Source organism: Cupriavidus alkaliphilus (genome assembly GCF_900094595.1).
Taxonomy (GTDB): domain Bacteria; phylum Pseudomonadota; class Gammaproteobacteria; order Burkholderiales; family Burkholderiaceae; genus Cupriavidus; species Cupriavidus alkaliphilus.
Window position 1 is genome coordinate 252,013 of sequence record NZ_FMAD01000002.1, and the last position, 17,842, is coordinate 269,854.

15 protein-coding genes are annotated in these 17,842 nt (G+C 69.3%); 5 read left to right on the plus strand and 10 right to left on the minus strand.

Going from position 1 to position 17,842, the window contains the following annotated elements:
* Positions 1-74: 74 nt before the first annotated feature.
* The 5 genes from GA0116996_RS04695 to trpS all read left to right on the plus strand — a co-directional run bounded on the left by GA0116996_RS04695 (position 75) and on the right by trpS (position 7,093).
* A complete protein-coding gene (locus GA0116996_RS04695; protein WP_092307742.1) occupies positions 75-2,516 on the plus strand; it encodes an LPS-assembly protein LptD in 2,442 nt (813 codons plus the stop codon).
* A gap of 9 nt (positions 2,517-2,525) precedes the next feature.
* Positions 2,526-3,998, plus strand: a complete 1,473-nt coding sequence (locus GA0116996_RS04700) for a peptidylprolyl isomerase (protein ID WP_092307744.1) — start codon at positions 2,526-2,528, stop codon at positions 3,996-3,998.
* A 49-nt stretch (positions 3,999-4,047) separates the two neighbouring features.
* Positions 4,048-5,136, plus strand: a complete 1,089-nt coding sequence (pdxA, locus tag GA0116996_RS04705; protein WP_092307746.1) for a 4-hydroxythreonine-4-phosphate dehydrogenase PdxA — start codon at positions 4,048-4,050, stop codon at positions 5,134-5,136.
* Between the two features lie 17 nt (positions 5,137-5,153).
* Positions 5,154-5,987 carry a 16S rRNA (adenine(1518)-N(6)/adenine(1519)-N(6))-dimethyltransferase RsmA gene (gene rsmA / locus GA0116996_RS04710; RefSeq protein WP_092307748.1) on the plus strand — a complete coding sequence of 278 codons (834 nt, stop codon included), beginning with the start codon at positions 5,154-5,156 and terminating at the stop codon, positions 5,985-5,987.
* Positions 5,988-6,055: 68 nt separating this feature from the next.
* Positions 6,056-7,093, plus strand: a complete 1,038-nt coding sequence (gene trpS, locus GA0116996_RS04715) for a tryptophan--tRNA ligase (RefSeq protein ID WP_092307750.1) — start codon at positions 6,056-6,058, stop codon at positions 7,091-7,093.
* A gap of 173 nt (positions 7,094-7,266) precedes the next feature.
* On the opposite strand, the gene GA0116996_RS04720 is transcribed toward trpS, so the two are convergent.
* From GA0116996_RS04720 to GA0116996_RS04765, 10 genes are all read right to left on the minus strand, one after another.
* A complete protein-coding gene (locus GA0116996_RS04720) occupies positions 7,267-8,118 on the minus strand; it encodes a DMT family transporter (protein WP_167355478.1) in 852 nt (283 codons plus the stop codon).
* Positions 8,119-8,183: 65 nt separating this feature from the next.
* Positions 8,184-8,591: a lactoylglutathione lyase gene (gene gloA / locus GA0116996_RS04725; protein ID WP_092307754.1), complete on the minus strand. Its 408-nt coding sequence runs from the start codon at positions 8,589-8,591 to the stop codon at positions 8,184-8,186.
* Between the two features lie 83 nt (positions 8,592-8,674).
* Positions 8,675-9,547 carry a M48 family metallopeptidase gene (locus GA0116996_RS04730; protein ID WP_092307756.1) on the minus strand — a complete coding sequence of 291 codons (873 nt, stop codon included), beginning with the start codon at positions 9,545-9,547 and terminating at the stop codon, positions 8,675-8,677.
* Positions 9,544-10,311, minus strand: coding sequence for a lysophospholipid acyltransferase family protein (locus GA0116996_RS04735; RefSeq protein WP_092307758.1), 768 nt, complete (start codon positions 10,309-10,311; stop codon positions 9,544-9,546). The genes GA0116996_RS04730 and GA0116996_RS04735 overlap by 4 nt, the downstream gene beginning before the upstream one ends.
* Positions 10,312-10,361: 50 nt before the next feature.
* Complete coding sequence (gmhB, locus tag GA0116996_RS04740) at positions 10,362-10,970, minus strand: D-glycero-beta-D-manno-heptose 1,7-bisphosphate 7-phosphatase (RefSeq protein ID WP_092307760.1); 609 nt, start codon at positions 10,968-10,970, stop codon at positions 10,362-10,364.
* Positions 10,971-11,008: 38 nt separating this feature from the next.
* Positions 11,009-13,132 carry a glycine--tRNA ligase subunit beta gene (gene glyS / locus GA0116996_RS04745; RefSeq protein WP_092307762.1) on the minus strand — a complete coding sequence of 708 codons (2,124 nt, stop codon included), beginning with the start codon at positions 13,130-13,132 and terminating at the stop codon, positions 11,009-11,011.
* Positions 13,133-13,170: 38 nt separating this feature from the next.
* On the minus strand, positions 13,171-13,800 hold the full coding sequence (locus tag GA0116996_RS04750; RefSeq protein WP_092307764.1) for a hypothetical protein: 630 nt from the start codon (positions 13,798-13,800) through the stop codon (positions 13,171-13,173).
* Positions 13,797-14,744 (minus strand): glycine--tRNA ligase subunit alpha, encoded by a 948-nt coding sequence (gene glyQ / locus GA0116996_RS04755; protein ID WP_092307766.1) that lies wholly within the window; start codon positions 14,742-14,744, stop codon positions 13,797-13,799. The genes GA0116996_RS04750 and glyQ overlap by 4 nt, the downstream gene beginning before the upstream one ends.
* Before the next feature lie 557 nt (positions 14,745-15,301).
* Positions 15,302-16,909: an apolipoprotein N-acyltransferase gene (gene lnt / locus GA0116996_RS04760; RefSeq protein WP_092307768.1), complete on the minus strand. Its 1,608-nt coding sequence runs from the start codon at positions 16,907-16,909 to the stop codon at positions 15,302-15,304.
* Positions 16,906-17,793 (minus strand): HlyC/CorC family transporter, encoded by an 888-nt coding sequence (locus GA0116996_RS04765; protein ID WP_092307770.1) that lies wholly within the window; start codon positions 17,791-17,793, stop codon positions 16,906-16,908. The genes lnt and GA0116996_RS04765 overlap by 4 nt, the downstream gene beginning before the upstream one ends.
* Positions 17,794-17,842: the final 49 nt, after the last annotated feature.

Sequence of the window (17,842 nt, forward strand, 5' to 3'; positions counted from 1 at the left end):
GCAGCCTGCCCCGGCGGGGGACTGGCGGCCTGCAGGCGAGCCGCTGCCCGTGCCGAGACTGACCACCCGTGCGAATGACCGAACCACAACGATCACCGAACAACAGGGCCTTGCCTTCGCCTGCTTCCCCCCGCGCCCCGGCCCGTGCCAGGCGCGCCGGCGGCCTGCACGCAGGCGCGCTGCGCCCGCTGGTGCTGGCCATGGCCGGCCTGTCGGCCGGCGCCCATGCGCAGATGACCGGCTCGGCGATCCCCGACCTCGACCAGGTCGAGCCGGTGTTCGAAGCCGCGCCGCCGGCGCCGCCGCTGCCGGTGGAGTCCGGCGAACTGGTGCCGCGCCTGGCCGAGCCGGCCGCCAGGGGCGAGTCCGATCCCGACGCCCCCACCTTCATCGAAGCCGACCGCATGACCGGCTACAGCGAACGCGGCGTCGAACTGGAAGGCCATGCCGAGCTGCGCCGCGACGGCGGCGTGATCAAGGGCGACAAGCTGAGCTACGACCAGGACACCGACGAGGCCTTCGCGCAGGGCAATGTGCGCATGTCGCGCGCCGGCACGCTGGCGGTGGGCCCGGAAGCGCGGCTCAGGGTCGAGGCCAACGAAGGCTACATGCTGTCGCCGGACTACTACTTCCAGCAGACCGGCGGCACCGGCAAGGCCGAGCGCATCGACTTCCTCGACCAGAACCGCAGCACGGCCCGGCAGGCGTCGTACACCACCTGTTCGCCCGACAATGCCGACTGGTATTTCAGCGCGAACCGGATCGACCTGGACAGCGACCGCCAGGTGGGCGTGGCCTACGGCGGCGTGCTGAACTTCTTCGGCGTGCCGGTCGCGGCCGCGCCCGCGTTCAGCTTCCCGCTGAACGACGATCGCCGCAGCGGCTTCCTGCCGCCGCTGATGGGCTACAGCTCGAAATCGGGTTTCGATGTCACCGCGCCGTACTACGTCAATATCGCGCCCAACCGCGACCTGACCATCTACCCGCGGCTGATGACCGAGCGCGGCCTGCAGCTCGGCGGCGAATACCGCTACCTGAGCGAGACCTACTCCGGGCGCGTGCGCGCAGAGTTCCTGCCGGACGACAGGAAGACCAACTCGAACCGCTGGGCCTATTCGCTGCAGCACACCCAGCGGCTGGCGCCGGGTCTGGCCGCGTACCTGAACCTGAACCGGGTGTCCGATGACCGCTACCCGGACGACTTCAACCGCAGCGTGTCGCAATCGACGCTGCGGCAGTACACGCAGGAGGGCGGCGTCACCTACAACTGGCAGGATTTCACCCTGCTGGCGCGGGTGCAGAAGTTCCAGACGCTGCGCCCCAGCGAGCCCTCGTACGAGCGCGTGCCGCAGCTCAACGGCAAGTACATCCGCTATGACCTGGGCGGCTTCGACGTGCAGATGGAAGCCGACTACACCCGCTTCCGCATCCCGCTGACGTCCACCGGCTTCCAGCAGCCGCAGGGCGAGCGCATGTATTTCCAGCCCAGCATCAGCTACCCGATCGTGCGCGCCGGCTGGTACGTGACGCCCAAGGTGTCGTTCAACGCCGCGCAGTACCAGATGGAAGCGGCCACCAACACGCCGACCGCGCAGAACAACCTGTCGCGCGCGATCCCGACCGTCAGCCTGGATTCGGGCATGACCTTCGAGCGCGATGCGCCGACCATCAGCCGCCTGTTCGGGGTCAACTACGTGCAGACGCTCGAGCCGCGCCTGTTCTACGTCTACACGCCGTTCCGCGACCAGAGCCAGTTCCCGCTGTTCGACACGGTGCAGTCCGACTTCGGCTACGGGCAGATCTTCAGCGAAAACCCGTTCACCGGCTACGACCGCATCGCCGACAACAACAAGCTGACCGGTGGCGTGACCACGCGCCTGATCGAATCCGATACCGGCATCGAGCGCTTCCGCGGCACCATTGCCCAGCGCTATGACTTCACCGGGCAGCGCGTGCAGCTCAACGGCACCCTGGCCGATCCCAAATCGGGCTCGTCGGACCTGCTCGCCGCCACCACCATCCAGCTGTTCCGCGGCTACTATCTGGATGCGGGGGTGCAGTACAACCCCGACTCGGACCGGGTCAACTACGGCAACGTGGCGTTCACGTACCGCCCCGAGTCGCGCAAGGTGTTCAACGCCGGCTACCGCTACCGCCGGCCCACCTCGGTGACCGACAACACCGCGATCGACCAGTTCGAGCTGTCGAGCCAGTGGCCGATCACGCGCCGGGCCTACGGCATCGCGCGCTTCGCCTTCGACCTGACCGCCAGCCAGATGGTCGATGCGCTCGCCGGCGTCGAGTACGCCGCGGACTGCTGGGTCGGCCGCGTGGTCTACCAGCGTTTCCGCAATACTACCCAGGGCTACACCGGGCGGGTCTTCCTGCAGGTGGAGTTCCGTGGCCTTTCCAAGATCGGGTCCAACCCGTTGAACATCCTGCGCCTGAACGTGCCGGGCTACGAGCCGGTCTCGGCCAAGCCGGTGCCGACGACCCAGTTCGATCACTATGAATGACGGATTACGATGAAACGTCAAGAATTCGCCGTGTTTTCCTTTTTGCTGACGTCCTGGCACCGGCTGCTGCTGCCGGCCGTGCTGGCCGCGATGGCGGTGCCCGCCGCCGCGCAACTGAAGGCGCCCGGCACGCCGCGCGCCAGCGGCATCTTCGTGCCGCAGGCGTCCGACGTTACCGCGCCGTCCAGCCAGCCCAAGCTGGGCGTGCCGCAGGCCGGCGGCCAGAAGCGCTCGCAGCTGATCGACGAAGTGGTGGCGGTGGTCAACAACAGCGTGATCACGCGACGCGAACTGCTTGACCGCGCCGACGAGATCGAGAGCCAGCTGCGTGCCGGCGGCCGTCCGGTACCCGCGCGCGCCGACCTGCTGGGCGAGGTGCTCGAGCGCCTGGTGATGGAACGCGTGCAGACCCAGGCCGCGCAGGACGCCGGCATCCGCGTGACCGACCAGGAAGTCGACCGCGCGATCGAATCGGTGGCGCAGCAGAACCAGATGAACGCGGCCGAGCTGCGTCGCCGGGTCGAGGGCAGCGGCATGACCTGGACCAAGTACCGCGATGAGCTGCGCAAGCAGGTGCAGGTGATCCGCCTGCGCGAGCGCGAGGTCGACTCCAAGGTGCAGGTCTACGACGGCGAGATCGACAACTACCTGGCGGCGCGCGGCGGCCAGGGCGCGGCCGGCGGCCCGACCGAATACAACATGGCGCAGATCCTGGTGCGCGTGCCCGAGAATGCCTCGGACGCGCAGAAGCAGGCGCTGCGCGCCAAGGCCGAGGGGCTGCTCAAGCAGGCCCAGGACGGCGCCGACTTCGCGCAGCTGGCGCAGGCCAGCTCCGAAGGCCCGGAAGCGGCCCAGGGCGGCGCCATGGGCTTCCGCGAGATCGGCCGCCTGCCGGCGCTGTTCGCCAATGCCGTGGTCGACCTGCAGCCCGGCGCGGTGGCGCCGCAGGTGGTCGAGAGCGCCGCCGGCTTCCACGTGATCAAGCTGGTGGCCAAGCGCGCGGCGCCGGCCTCGGGCCCGGCCGCGGCCGGCAAGATCACGCAGACCCAGGTGCGCCACATCCTGATCCGCACCGGCCCCAACATGCCCGAGGCCGAGGCGCGCCGCCAGCTCGGCACGCTGCGCGACCGCATCACCCATGGCGGCGACTTTGCCGACGCGGCCAAGCGCTTCTCGCAGGATGGCTCGGCGCAGAACGGCGGCGATCTCGGCTGGGTGTCGCCGGGCGAGCTGGTGCCCGAGTTCGAGCAGGCCATGAGCCGGCTGCGCCCGAACGAGATTTCGGAGCCGGTGGTCACGCAGTTCGGCGTGCACCTGATCCAGGTGCTGAACCGCCGCGAGACCGAGCTGTCGCCGGAGAAGCAGCGCGACTTCGCCCGTGCCGAAGTGCGCGAACAGAAGCTGCGCGCCGCCTATGATGACTGGGTGCGCCAGCTGCGCTCGCAGGCGTACGTGGAGTACCGGGTCAACCGGCAGCGCTGACGCGCCGGCCCCCGTCCGCCCGCCTTCAGCCCCTCAGCGCCAAGCCGACATGCCCGACCCGCTAGCCCTGGCCATTTCCACCGGAGAACCTGCCGGCATCGGCCCCGATATCACCATCGGGGCCCTGCTGCAGCTGGCGGGCGCCAACCATGGCGCCGAGGCCCGGGCCTGCCGCTTCCATGTGCTGGGCGATGCCCGCATGCTGGCCGAACGGGCCGAGGCGCTGGGCGTCACCCATGCCTGGGAGCGGCGCATTGCCGACGGCGGCGTGGTGATCGAGGACATCGCGCTGGCGGTGGCGTGCGAGGCCGGACGGCTCGACGCGCGCAACGGCCGCTATGTGCTGAAGCTGCTTGATGCCGCCATCGACGGCTGCCGTGCGCAGGGCGGCGCCGCGCCCCGCTATGCCGCGATGGTCACGGCGCCGGTGCAGAAGAGCACCATCAACGACGCCGGCGTGCCCTTCACCGGCCATACCGAATACCTGGCCGACAGCGCCGGCGCGCCGCGCGTGGTGATGATGCTGGCCGGCCCGCAGCCGGCGCACGACGATGCCATGCTGCGCGTGGCGCTGGCCACCACCCACCTGCCGCTGCGCGCGGTGCCCGATGCGCTGTCGGTGCCGCTGCTGGTGCAGACCCTGGCCATCATCGATGCCGACCTGCGCCGCTGCTTCGGCATCGCGCGGCCGCGCATCCTGGTCACGGGCCTGAACCCGCACGCCGGCGAAAGCGGTCATATGGGCCGCGAAGAGATCGACGTCATCGCGCCCGCGCTGGCGCAGGCCAAGGATGCCGGCATCGATGCGCGCGGACCGTTCCCGGCCGACACGCTGTTCCAGCCGCGCCACCTGCGCGATGCCGACTGCGTGCTGGCGATGTACCATGACCAGGGGCTGGCGCCGCTCAAGTACGGCACCTTCGGCCACGGTGTGAATATCACGCTGGGGCTGCCCTTCATCCGCACGTCGGTGGACCATGGCACCGCGCTCGATCTCGCCGGCACCGGCCAGGCCGAGCACGGCAGCATGATCGAGGCCATCCGCACGGCGGTTATCATGTCTGGCCATGCCAACGGCCGCCGGCCCGGCGGCGGTGCCCCGGGCCATACCCCTTCCGGCACGCAGCCGCCATGCTGACGCCGGACTAATACATCATGCGTTCTAACGTGCACCAGGGCCATGTGGCCCGCAAACGATTCGGGCAGAACTTCCTGGTCGACGACACCATCATCCACGGCATCGTCAATGCCATCAGCCCGCAGGCCGGCGACGTGCTGGTCGAGATCGGGCCGGGCCTGGGCGCGCTGACCGACCCGCTGCTCGAGCGGATTCCGCAGATGCAGGTGGTCGAGCTGGACCGCGACCTGGTCGAGCGCCTGCGCCGCCGCTATGGCGACCGCCTGCAGGTCCACGCCGGCGACGCGCTCGACTTCGACTTCGACAAGCTGGCCGTGCCGGGCCGCCCGCTGCGCATCGTCGGCAACCTGCCGTACAACATTTCGAGCCCGCTGCTGTTCCACCTGATGGAGTTCGCCGACCACGTGCACGACCAGCACTTCATGCTGCAGAAGGAGGTGGTCGAGCGCATGGTCGCCGAGCCCGGCAGCAAGGCCTTCGGCCGGCTGTCGATCATGCTGCAGGTGCGCTACTACATGGAACACGTGCTGGACGTGCCGCCGGGCGCCTTCAATCCGCCGCCCAAGGTCGACTCCGCCGTGGTCCGCATGATCCCGTGGCCGCGCCACGGCGACGGCCGGCTGCGTTCGCCGCATGCCGATTGCGACATCACCGTGCTCGGCGACGTGGTCACGGCGGCGTTTTCGCAGCGGCGCAAGGTGCTGCGCAACACGCTGTCGTTCCTGCGCGACCAGGTCGATTTCGATGCCATGGGCTTCGACCTGGGCCGGCGCGCCGAGGAAGTGCCGGTCGGCGAGTATGTCGAACTGGCCCGGCGCCTGGGCGACAAGGCTCCCGGCCAGGCCGCCTGAGCGCGCCGGCTTCCCGCATTCCCAAGCATCCCGATTTTCCCGCGACTATTTCCGTGCAAGACCGTCCCATGACAGCCCAAACCAGCCAAACCAACCGGCGTCCCGTGATCCTGACCGGCGACCGTCCCACCGGCCCGCTGCACCTCGGCCACTTTGTCGGCTCGCTCAAGAGCCGCGTCGCGCTGCAGGATTCGCACGAGCAGTACCTGCTGCTGGCCGACACCCAGGCCATGACCGACAACGCGCACGATCCCGACAAGGTGCGCCGCAACGTGCTGGAGGTGGCGCTGGACTACCTGGCGGTCGGCATCGACCCGGCCAAGACCACGATCACGGTGCAGTCGCACCTGCCCGCGCTGGCCGAACTGACGCTGATGTACCTGAACTTCGTCACGGTGGCGCGGCTGGAGCGCAACCCGACCATCAAGGAAGAGATCCAGGCACGCGGCTTCGGCCGCGACATCCCGGCCGGCTTCCTGTGCTATCCGGCCTCGCAGGCCGCCGACATCACCGCCTTCAAGGCCGAGGTGGTGCCGGTGGGCGAGGACCAGGCGCCGCTGATCGAGCAGACCAACGAAATCGTGCGCCGCATCAACCACCAGGTCGGCCGCGACGTGCTGCCCGAGTGCAAGGCGATGATTCCGCAGTTCGGCCGCCTGCCCGGCGTCGACGGCAAGGCCAAGATGAGCAAGTCGATGGGCAACGCGATCGCGCTGGGGGCCGCGCCCGAGCAGATCAAGGCCGCTGTGCACAGCATGTACACCGACCCCAACCACCTGCGCGTGTCCGATCCCGGCCAGGTCGAGGGCAACGTGGTGTTCACCTACCTGGATGCATTCGATCCGAACGCCGAGGAAGTCCAGGCGCTGAAGGAACACTACCAGCGCGGCGGGCTCGGCGACATGGTGCTCAAGCGCCGCATCGAGGGCGTGCTGCAGGACATGCTGGCCCCGATCCGCGAGCGCCGCGAAGCGCTGGCCAAGGATCCGGACTATGTCTTCGACATCCTGCGCCAGGGCACCGCGAAGGCGCGCGCGCTGACCCAGCAAACGCTGGAAGAGGTGCGCGACGCGCTGGGCATGTTCTCGTTCGAGGCGCGCCGCTAAATCTGGGACGCCGCCAGGCGGCACTGGTCTGGGCGCTCCCAAGCCGCCCGAGCTCGCCTGAGCAAGGTGTTCTCCCTCTCCCCTCATGGGGAGAGGGCAGGGGTGAGGGGTGGGCTAGCAACGGGCCACACGAAGCAAGGCCAACGGCTTTCAACCACGAACCGTGGCGCCCCTCACGCCCTTCGATTCACCAGCACGATCCCCGCCAGCACCAGCACCGCCGCCACGGCGAAGCGCGGGCCCACGGCGTCGTGCATCAGCACCACGCCGAAGGCCACCCCGAACAGCGGCGTCAGGAAGGAAAACACCGACAGCCGCGACGCCAGGTAGCGCTGCAGCAGCCAGAACCACGCCAGGTAGCTGGCAAAGGCGATCAGCACCGACTGGTAGAACAGGCTGGCCAGCACCACGCCGTCGAGCTGTACCGTCATGGTCTGGCCTGCGGCCACCGCCATCGCCAGCAGCATCACCGCGGACACCGCCAGCTGGTACAGCAGCGTCTTGCTGGCCGGTGCGCCGGCCAGCGGGCTGGCGCGCACCACCACGGTGGTGGCGGCCCACAGCGCGCCGGCGAGGATGCCGAGCGCATCGCCCAGCAGCGTGCTGCCCTGCGCCGACGGCGCAGCGATGCCATCGGCAAAGGCCAGCGCCATGCCGGCGAACGCCAGTGCCACGCCCAGCCATTGCCCGGTGCGCAGCCGCTCTCCCGGCACCGCGAAATGCAGTCCCAGCGCGGTGAAGATCGGCGCGGTGTACAGGAACACCGCCATGCGCGACGCTGTGGTGTGGCCCAGGCCAACAAAGATGCAGAAGAATTCCGCGCCGAACAACAGCCCGGCCAGCAGGCCGGCGTTCAGCGTGCCGTCGCGCCGCCACAGCGGGGTGCCGCGCCACGCCGCGAAGCCGAATACCAGCAGCGCCGCCACCGCCGAGCGCACGCCGGCCTGCAGCACCGCGCCCATCAGCGGCGCGGTCACCTTGATCACCACCTGCTGCAGTCCCCAGGCGGCACACAGCACCACCATCAGGCCGATGGCGATGCCGTCGAGCGGCTGCCGCGCGACGCCTTGCGTGCTCACGGACCAGGCCTTCAGGGACGGCTGGCGTCGAGGGTGGAATGGCGCTCGATCAGCTCGATCTTGTAGCCGTCGGGGTCTTCGACGAAGGCAATCACGGTGGTGCCGCCCTTGACCGGGCCGGCCTCGCGCGTAACCTTGCCGCCCGCGGCGCGGATGCGGTCGCAGGCGGCCGCGGCATCGTCGGTCTCCAGCGCGATGTGGCCGTAGGCGGTGCCGAGGTCGTAGCTGTCGACGCCGTAGTTGTAGGTCAGCTCCAGCACCGCGGTTTCGCTCTCGGGGCCATAACCGACGAAGGCGAGGCGGTACTTGTACTCGGGGTTGTCGCTCTGGCGCAGCAGCTGCATGCCGAGCACGCGGGTGTAGAAATCGATGGAGCGCTGCATGTCGCCGACGCGCAGCATGGTGTGGAGGAGTCGCATGGGAGGGCCTTCAACTGTTATCGGTATAGGAAGGCGCCATTTTAGTGCCTTTGGCCGAAACCCACCGGGCCCGCTCCCGGCCCTCAGAATGTCGGCAGCAGCTCGGGCGGGTGCGCGCGCAATTGCGCGCGGGCGTCGCGGAACTCGGGAAAGATCGACTCCACGGTTTCCCAGAAGCGCGGGCCGTGGTTCATTTCCTTCAGGTGCGCCAGTTCATGCGCGGCGACATAGTCGATCATCGACAGCGGGAAATGCATCAGGCGCCAGTTCAGCCGGATCTTGCCGTCGGCGGTGCAGCTGCCCCAGCGCGTCGCGGCCGAGGTCAGCGCGAAGCCGGTGTGGCGCACGCCCAGCCTGGCGGCATAGAGGTCCAGCCGTTCGGCCAGCAGGCGGCGCGCCTGCTGCTGCAGCCAGCCCTGCACGCGGTCCTTGATCTGCTGCTCGTCGGCATGGGCCGGCAGCGCCAGGTGCAGCACGCGGCGGTCGGCATCGAACAGCAGCGCGCCGATCGGCGACTCCAGCGCCAGCGTCAGCGGCTGGCCGAGGAAGGGCAGGGCAGCGCCCTCGCGCCACTGGACCGTCGGCAGCACGCGGCGCGCTTCGCGGTGGCGCCACTCGCCCAGCTTGTTGAAGATCCAGCGCTGCTTTTCCAGGATCGCCGCCTCGACATCGGCCAGCGTGACCCAGCGCGGCGCGGTGATCGACAGGCCGCGGTCGTCGATGGTGAAGCCGATGGTGCGGCGCGCAGAGCGCTTGAGGGTGTAGTGCAGCGGCCGCTCGCCGATCTGCAGCAGGCGCGCATTGGGCTGCGGCACCGGCCAGACGGGCGCTTGTTGCTGCGGATGGGGCAGCTCCGGCGCCAGCGGCGCCGCCGGCTGCGGCGCGTGGGCGGGTTCCGCCAGCGGCAGCTCCAGCTGCGCGCCGTCGGCCTCCGCAGCGGGTCGCAGCAGCTTCATGCGGCCGACTCGCTGCGCTGCTGCGCGGGCCGGTAGCTGTCCGGGTCGATGCGGCGCATGTCGCGTTCGATCCAGTCGGCCACTTCCTGGTTGAGCTGGTCGGCGGTCTTGTTCGCCGACGCGATCGGCGGGCCGACCGAGATCGTCACCATGCCGGGATATTTCAGGAAGGAATTGCGCGGCCAGACCCGACCCGAGTTGACCGCCATCGGCAGCACCCAGGCGCCGGTCTCCACCGCCAGGCGCGCGCCACCGCTCTTGTAGCGGGTCTTTTCCAGGCCCGAAGGGGTGCGCGTGCCTTCCGGGAACATGATGATCCAGGCGCCTTCGGCCAGCCGCTCGCGGCCCTGGCGCGCGGCCGAGGCGAACGCGCGCGTGCCTTCCTTGCGGTTGATATGGACCATCTTCAGCATGCCCAGCGCCCAGCCGAAGAACGGCACCAGCAGCAGCTCGCGCTTGAACACGAAGCACAGCGGCTTGGGCATCAGCGCGACGTAGGCCACGGTTTCCCAGGCCGACTGGTGCTTGGACAGCAGCACCACCGGCTTGTCCAGCATGCTGTCCATGTGCTCATGGCCCTGGATGCGGTAGTGGATGCCGCAGATGATGCGCGCGGCGCCGATGACCAGCCGCGGCCAGCCGCGCACGAAGCGGAAGCGCTGGTCGGCATTCATGAACGGGAACACCAGGAAGCAGGCGCAGGCGTAGGGCGGCGTCAGCACCAGCAGGTACAGCGCGAACAACAGGGAACGAAGGAACGTCATGCGGGGGGCGCAAATAGGGAATGGGTGCGGGCGGTCAGCCGCGGGCCTGGTCAGCCGGCGGCGCCGTGGCCGCTCTGGGCACTCTGGGCAGGCTGGCGCTGCCCGCCGTCGTTGCCGGTCAGCCAGCGGGCAAAGGCGCGCAGATCGTCGTGCACCTGCGTGCCGGGCGGCAGCCCGCCCTTGTCGAGCGTCTTCAGGCCCTTGCCGCTGCGCACCAGGTGCGGCGCGCAGCCGACCGCCACGCCGGCTTCGAGGTCGCGCAGCGAATCGCCAACGATCGGCACGCCGCGCAGCTCGATGCCGAAGCGCTCGCTGATCTGTTCCAGCATGCCCGAGCGCGGCTTGCGGCATTCGCAGCCGTCCGCGGCGGTATGGGGGCAGAAGAACACCGCTTCGACGCGTCCGCCCAGCCGTGCCAGCGCCGTATGCATCTTCTCGTGCATGGCGTTGAGCGCGCTCATCTCGAACAAGCCGCGGCCGATGCCGGACTGGTTGCTGGCGATGACCACGCGGTAGCCCGCCTGGTTGAGCGCGGCGATGGCTTCCAGGCTGCCGTCGATCGGCACCCATTCATCGGGGGTCTTGATGAACTGGTCGCTGTCGAGGTTGACCACCCCGTCGCGGTCCAGGATGACAAACTTGGGAGGTGTCTGCGGCATGTGCGGCTCCGGCGGTTGCTGGGGTCTGGGGCAACCGCTCAGGCGGCCAGCTTGGAGATGTCGGCCACGCGGTTGGCCAGCGCATGCAGCGAGGCCAGCAGCGCCAGCCGGTTGGCGCGCAGCTGCGCATCCTCGGCCATCACCATCACGTCGTTGAAGAACCGGTCGACGGCGTCGCGCAGCTGGGCCAGGTCGCGCAGCGCGGCGGTGAAGTCGCCGCTGGCGAAGGCGGCCTCGACCGCCGGGCGCACGCGCTCGATGGCGGCGTGCAGCGCGCCTTCGGCGTCTTCCTGGAACAGCGCCGGGTTCACCGCGCCCACCGGCTCGGTGTTCTTGCGCAGGATGTTGGTGATGCGCTTGTTGGCGGCGGCCAGGGCCTCGGCCTCGGGCAGCGCGGCGAAGGTGCGCACCGCTTCCATGCGGCCCAGGATGTCATGCAGCTGGTCCGGGCGCAGGCTGACCACGGCCTCGACTTCATTGGTGGTGTAGCCCTTGTCCTTCAGGTAGCCGCGCACGCGGTCGTACAGGAAGTCGAGGATGGCCTCGGGCGCCGGCTTGACCGCGGCGATGCCGGCAAAGGTTTGCTGGGTCTGCGCCAGCAGCGACGACAGCGACAGCGCCAGCGGCTTCTCGATCAGCATGCGCAGGATGCCCAGTGCGTGGCGGCGCAGCGCGAACGGGTCTTTCTCGCCGGTCGGCTGCAGGCCGATGCCCCAGATCCCGACCAGGGTCTCGAGCTTGTCGGCCAGCGCCACCGCGGTGCTGACCGCGCTTGCCGGCAGCGCATCGCCGGCGAAGCGCGGGCGGTAGTGCTCGGAGCAGGCCAGCGCCACGTCCTCGGCTTCGTCGTCGTGGCGGGCGTAGTAGGTGCCCATGGTGCCTTGCAGCTCGGGGAACTCGCCCACCATGTCGGTCAGCAGGTCGGCCTTGGCCAGTTCGGCGCCGCGCATCGCGGCGGCCTTGTCGGTGGCCACGCCGGCGGCGTTGAGGGCATCGGCGATATGGCCGGCGATCTGCTGCAGGCGCTGCACGCGGTCCAGCTGCGTGCCGATCTTGTTGTGGTAGACCACGCTGGCCAGTTGCGGCACGCGCGAGGCCAGGGTCTTCTTGCGGTCCTGGTCGAAGAAGAACTTGGCGTCGGCCAGGCGCGGGCGCACCACGCGCTCGTTGCCGCTGATGATCGATTGCGGCGTCTCGGTGGCCAGGTTCGACACGATCAGGAAGCGGTTGCGCAGGTGGCCGTCGGCATCGGTCAGCGCGAAGTACTTCTGGTTGGTCTGCATGGTCAGGATCAGGCATTCCTGCGGCACCGCCAGGAAGGCTTCCTCGAAATGGCAGGCGTACACCACCGGCCATTCCACCAGCGAGTTGACTTCATCGAGCAGCGAGTCGGGCATGATGACCTGGTCGGCGCCGGCCTCCTGCAGCAGCGCGCTGCGCATGCGCTCGCGGCGCTCGGCATAGCTGGCCACCACGCGGCCGGCGGATTCCAGCTGCTGCGCATAGTCGCTGGCGTGGCGGATCTCGATCGCGCCATGCGACAGGAAGCGGTGGCCCTGGGTCAGGTTGCTGGCCTGCAGCCCCAGCAGCGTCACCGGCAGGATCTCGGCCCCGAACAGGGCGATCAGGCTGTGCGCCGGGCGCACGAAATGCACCGTGCTGCCGTCCGGGCGCTGGTAGCTCATGACCTTGGGGATCGGCAGCCTGGCCACGGTGTCTTCCAGCGTGGCCTGCAGCCCGGCGGCCAGCTCGGCGCCGCGCGCGGTGTAGCGGTAGAAGAAGGCCTCGGCCTTGCCGTCGGAGGCGCGCTCCAGCGACTGCCAGTCGATCTCGGCAACGCCGACCGACTTGGCCAGCGCGGCCAGCTTCTTGGCCAGCGGGGCGGTCGGTTCGCCGTTGGCGTCCAGTGCCACCGACAGCGGCAGGACCTTCTCGCGCTGCTCGCGGTCCGGCGCGTTGCGGCGCACGCCGCTGACCAGCGCCGCCAGTCGGCGCGGGGTGGCGAACGGCGTCACGGTGGCGCCCGGCTCAAGCAGGTCGCGCTCGCCCAGGCCGGCGAACAGGCCCTGCGCGAAGGCGTCGCCCAGGCGCGCCAGCGCCTTGGGGGGCAGCTCTTCGGTGAACAGTTCGATCAGCAGCGAGTCGGTCATGGGTTGCGACATGAATCGTATCCAACAGGTTGTAGCGCGCGCCGCTTGGCTCAGCAGCGCGGCGAAAGATTAGGTTCGACTCCGGACAGCAGCCACAGGCCGTTCTGTTGCCGGAATTGCAGCGTGGTGTAGGCGCATTGCGCGGCCGCCGCGGCACTGGCGGCGCCGTTGCTGCCGCCGCGGCTGCCCGCCGCCGGGAAGCGCGCGTCGATGCGGCGCAGGCGCTTGTCGTAGCGGATCTCGTCGATGCGCCCGCCCACCCAGAAATCAATCTTCGGCGGCAGCTGCGAGGCCGAGTAGTAGGTCTTGACCTTGCGCCGGGTGCGGCCGTTGTGGGTCTCGGTTTCCACCCAGGTCAGCGGGTAGCGGATCGCGCTTTCATAGGCGCGCAGCGGCACCCGGTGCCAGCCCAGGTCGCGCTGGCCGGACAGGTCGCACGAGAACGAGCGCACCAGCTGCGTCCACTGGTCCAGCGCGTTCAGCGACGGCCGCCACTGGCGCGCCATCGCCAGCTGCAGCGCCTGCGCGTCGGCCTCGCACACGTTGCTCAGTTCGGCCGGCAGCATCAGCACCTGCGCGCTGGGAGCGGCCTGCGCGCGCGCGCCGGCGGCATTGCCCGCCGCGGCCAGCGCGGCGAGGGCCAGGGCGCAGCCCAGCGCGCTGCGCGCCAGCAGCCTCATGCCCGCGCTCCGCGCTGGCCGCACATCGGGAAGCCGAGGGCTTCGCGCGAGTCGTAGTAGGCCTGCGCCACCTGGCGCGACAGGTTGCGGATGCGGCCGATATACGCCGCGCGCTCGGTGACCGAGATCGCGCCGCGCGCATCGAGCAGGTTGAAGGTGTGCGCGGCCTTGAGCACCTGTTCGTAGGCCGGCAGCGCCAGGCGCGTGCCGGCTTCCTTGGCGGCGTCGGCATCTTCGCCGTTGCCCATCAGCCGCCGGGCCTCGCCCTCGTGCTCGGCGAAATGGCGGAACAGGATTTCGGTGTTGCTGTGCTCGAAGTTGTAGGTGGATTGCTCCACCTCGTTCTGGTGGTACACGTCGCCGTAGGTCAGGCGGCGCGTCTCGCCGTTCTCGACCCACTCGGTCCAGACCAGGTCGTAGACGTTCTCGACCTTCTGCAGGTACATCGCCAGGCGTTCGATGCCGTAGGTGATTTCGCCGGTGATGGGCTTGCAGTCGATGCCGCCCACCTGCTGGAAGTAGGTGAACTGGGTCACCTCCATGCCGTTGAGCCAGACTTCCCAGCCCAGGCCCCACGCGCCCAGCGTGGGGTTTTCCCAGTCGTCCTCGACGAAGCGGATGTCGTTCTGCTTCAGGTCCAGGCCGAGCGCCTCGAGCGAGCCCAGGTACAGCTCCAGGATGTTCTCCGGCGCGGGCTTGAGCACCACCTGGTATTGGTAGTAGTGCTGCAGCCGGTTCGGGTTCTCGCCGTAGCGGCCGTCCTTGGGGCGCCGCGACGGCTGCACGTAGGCCGCCCGCCAGGGCTCGGGGCCGATCGCGCGCAGGAAGGTGTGTACGTGGGAAGTGCCGGCGCCGACCTCCAGATCGATGGGTTGCAACAGCGCGCAGCCCTGCCGGTCCCAGTAGGCCTGCAGGGTCAGAATCATTTGTTGGAAGGTCAGCATAGGAAGACTAGGTAGAGGCAAGCGGAGGCAAGCCGAGGCCGCGCAGCACGTGCCGGAGCCGCCGCATACGGATTTTGCCAAACCCTGAATTCTATCGGCTTTTTGGCGCGGCGCCCCGTTTGGCGGGGCTGCATAGGGCACGCACCGATGGCCGGGCCGGTGCGTCGCGTTGCGGCGCGTTGTGCGGATGTCGGCCCTGCGCAACGTATCGGGAAAATACTGACGCCGATTTCAAGTCACGCCGCTGCTTGCCGATAATGTTTTTGTATACAGTATGAGTAAGCAACCCGTTTCAGAGCGTTGCGATTGACAGGCCGTGCCGGGCCGTACCGCGGCAGCCGTCTGTCAGACACTGATTATCGATGGGGACATTCGGATCATGGCACTTCTTTCTCGCAAACCTTATCTGGTCGCAATCGCGGTCATGATCGCCGCGGCCACCGTGTCCGTGGTGACCGGACTGGTGAACTGAACCTGCCGGCGCGCCACCGACGCGCCACCGGCGCCGGGCCGGCGGCGGTAATCCGCTGCGCCCGGCGCCTGCCAGCCTTGCGCCTTCAGCCGGCCTTGCGCGCCCGGCGCGCGCGCCACGCCGCCGTGCCCAGCACCAGCGCCATCAGCGCCAGCACCGGCGCGTTGCCCCAGCGGATATAGGGCGTCAGCCCCTGCATGCCCTGCACCTCGGCCGTCAGCGTGCCCACGGTGAAGGTGGGCAGGCGGTGCTGCACCGAGCCGTCCGGGCGTACCACCGCGGTCATGCCGGTATTGGTCGAGCGCAGCATCGGCCGGCGCGTTTCCAGCGCCCGCATGCGCGAGATCTGCAGGTGCTGGTCCAGCGCGATGGTGTCGCCGAACCACGCCAGGTTGGTCAGGTTGGCCAGCAGGTTGGCCGGTGCCGGCTGCTGGCGCAGCGTCTGCGCGATTTCTTCGCCAAACAAATCCTCGTAGCAGATGTTCGGCGCCACGCGCACGCCCCGCACCGGCAGCGAGGCCTGGTCCAGCCCGCCGCGGCGGAAGTCGCCCAGCGGCATCTTCATCATGTCGACGAACCAGCGGAACCCCAGCGGGATGAATTCGCCGAACGGGACCAGGTGATGCTTGTTGTAGCGGTACAGGCGCTCGGTTTCCGGACCCAGGCCGAACACGCTGTTGGTGAAGTCGACCGGGGAATCGGCGCCGGCGGCACCGAACAGCACCGTGGTGCCGCTCTCCAGCGCGAAGTCGCGCACGGCGACGGCCACATCGACCGGCAATTCCTGCAGGATCACCGGGAACGCGGTTTCGGGCGTCACCACCAGGTCGGCCGGCGCCGCGGTGATCATGTCGCGGTACAGCTCGATCGAGCGCTGGATGCCGGCGGGCTCGAACTTGATGTCCTGCGCCACGTTGCCTTGCAGTAGCCGCACCGTCAGCGGCTTGCCGGCGGGCGTGGTCCAGGCCAGCGGCGCCAGCGCCGCGCCGGCGGCGGGCACCAGCAGGGCCAGCGCCAGCGCAACCAGCGCGCGGCGCCGTTCGCCCCGGCCCAGCCCGCGCACCGCCGCCGCCAGCAGCGCCGCCACCGCGGCGGCCAGCGCGCCGATGCCGTACACGCCCAGCACCGGCGCGAACCCCGCCAGCGGGCCGTCGGCGTGCGCATAACCGCCCGACAGCCACGGGAAGCCGGTGAACACCACGCCGCGCAGCCATTCACTCAGGCCCCACGCCGCGCCGAACGCCAGCGGCGCCAGCAGCGTGCCCGCGGGCGGGCGTGCCGTCAGCCGGTACCAGAGCGCGCCGGCCAGCGCGGGGTAGAGCGAGAGGAAGCCCGAGAACAGCACCACCGCCAGCGCGGCCATCCACGACGGCATCTCGCCGTACACATGCATGCTGATATAGAGCCACCAGATGCCGGACAGGAACCAGCCCAGCCCGAAGGCATAGCCGATGGCGCCCGCCACGCGCGTGCGCGGCGCATCGGCGATCAGCGCGGCCAGGCCGGTCAGCGACAGGACCTGCAGCCACCACCAGTCGTGTGGGGCGAAGGCCTGGGTATGGGCGATGCCGAGCACGCCCGCCAGCAGCAGCCGCGCCAGCGTCGCGGCGCGCGAAGGCGCGCGCGTGCCGGGCACGCCGGTGGCGCCGGCGTCGGCAGCGGCGCCGTCAGGGAGCGGGGCGGGGAGCTTCATGCGCTGGCCGCGCTGGCGCTGTCAGTGTTGGCTTCGCGGTGCACCTGCAGCAGGTGCACCTGGCGCGCGTCGGCGCGCAGCACCTCGAAGCGGATCGGCGGCAGCGTGATGATTTCGCCGCGGTGGGGCACGTGGCCCACGTGGTTGGACAGCAGCCCGCCGACGGTGTCGACATCTTGGTCGGAGAAGGCCGTGCCGAAGGCTTCGTTGAACTGCGCGATCTCGGTCAGGCCGTGCACGCGCCAGCTGCCGTCGGGCATCGGCAGGATATTGTCCTGGTCTTCGTCGAGGTCGAATTCGTCCTCGATATCGCCGACGATCTGTTCCAGCACGTCCTCGATCGTCACCAGCCCGGCCACGCCGCCGTATTCGTCGACGACCATGGCGATGTGGTTGCGGTTGATGCGGAACTCGCGCAGCAGGATGTTCAGGCGCTTGGATTCCGGGATGAACACCGCCGGGCGCAGGGTCTCGCGCAGGTCGAAGGCGGGATCGGTGTAGTAGCGCAGCAGGTCCTTGGCCAGCAGGATGCCGATGATGTTGTCGCGGCTGCCTTCGTAGACCGGGAAGCGCGAGTGCGCGGTCTGCTGCATGAAGGGGATGAAGGTCTCCGGCGCGTCGGCGATATTGACCAGATCCATCTGCGCGCGCGGCACCATGATGTCGGCGGCGGTCAGTTCGGAAACCTGGAACACGCCCTCGATCATCGACAGGGAATCGGCATCGATCAGGCTGCGCTCATGCGCTTCCTGGAGCACTTCAAGCAATTCCGCGCGGGTGTCCGGCTCGGGGGAGATCAGGTCTGACAGGCGTTCGAGCAGCGATCTGGGCCGATCGGCCTGCTTCAGGTAAGCGGGCTTCGAACTGGGATAGGGGTCGTTCATTTCGCGGCGAGCGCGTGGTGGAGATCGTCTGAAGGATACACTAAAAGCC

Coding starts and splice junctions, on each gene's coding strand:
- GA0116996_RS04695 (WP_092307742.1), top strand. CDS start 75: ATGACCGAACCACAACGATCACCGAACAACAGGGCCTTGCCTTCGCCT.
- GA0116996_RS04700 (WP_092307744.1), top strand. CDS start 2,526: ATGAAACGTCAAGAATTCGCCGTGTTTTCCTTTTTGCTGACGTCCTGG.
- pdxA (WP_092307746.1), top strand. CDS start 4,048: ATGCCCGACCCGCTAGCCCTGGCCATTTCCACCGGAGAACCTGCCGGC.
- rsmA (WP_092307748.1), top strand. CDS start 5,154: ATGCGTTCTAACGTGCACCAGGGCCATGTGGCCCGCAAACGATTCGGG.
- trpS (WP_092307750.1), top strand. CDS start 6,056: ATGACAGCCCAAACCAGCCAAACCAACCGGCGTCCCGTGATCCTGACC.
- GA0116996_RS04720 (WP_167355478.1), bottom strand. CDS start 8,118: ATGGTGGTGCTGTGTGCCGCCTGGGGACTGCAGCAGGTGGTGATCAAG.
- gloA (WP_092307754.1), bottom strand. CDS start 8,591: ATGCGACTCCTCCACACCATGCTGCGCGTCGGCGACATGCAGCGCTCC.
- GA0116996_RS04730 (WP_092307756.1), bottom strand. CDS start 9,547: ATGAAGCTGCTGCGACCCGCTGCGGAGGCCGACGGCGCGCAGCTGGAG.
- GA0116996_RS04735 (WP_092307758.1), bottom strand. CDS start 10,311: ATGACGTTCCTTCGTTCCCTGTTGTTCGCGCTGTACCTGCTGGTGCTG.
- gmhB (WP_092307760.1), bottom strand. CDS start 10,970: ATGCCGCAGACACCTCCCAAGTTTGTCATCCTGGACCGCGACGGGGTG.
- glyS (WP_092307762.1), bottom strand. CDS start 13,132: ATGTCGCAACCCATGACCGACTCGCTGCTGATCGAACTGTTCACCGAA.
- GA0116996_RS04750 (WP_092307764.1), bottom strand. CDS start 13,800: ATGAGGCTGCTGGCGCGCAGCGCGCTGGGCTGCGCCCTGGCCCTCGCC.
- glyQ (WP_092307766.1), bottom strand. CDS start 14,744: ATGCTGACCTTCCAACAAATGATTCTGACCCTGCAGGCCTACTGGGAC.
- lnt (WP_092307768.1), bottom strand. CDS start 16,909: ATGAAGCTCCCCGCCCCGCTCCCTGACGGCGCCGCTGCCGACGCCGGC.
- GA0116996_RS04765 (WP_092307770.1), bottom strand. CDS start 17,793: ATGAACGACCCCTATCCCAGTTCGAAGCCCGCTTACCTGAAGCAGGCC.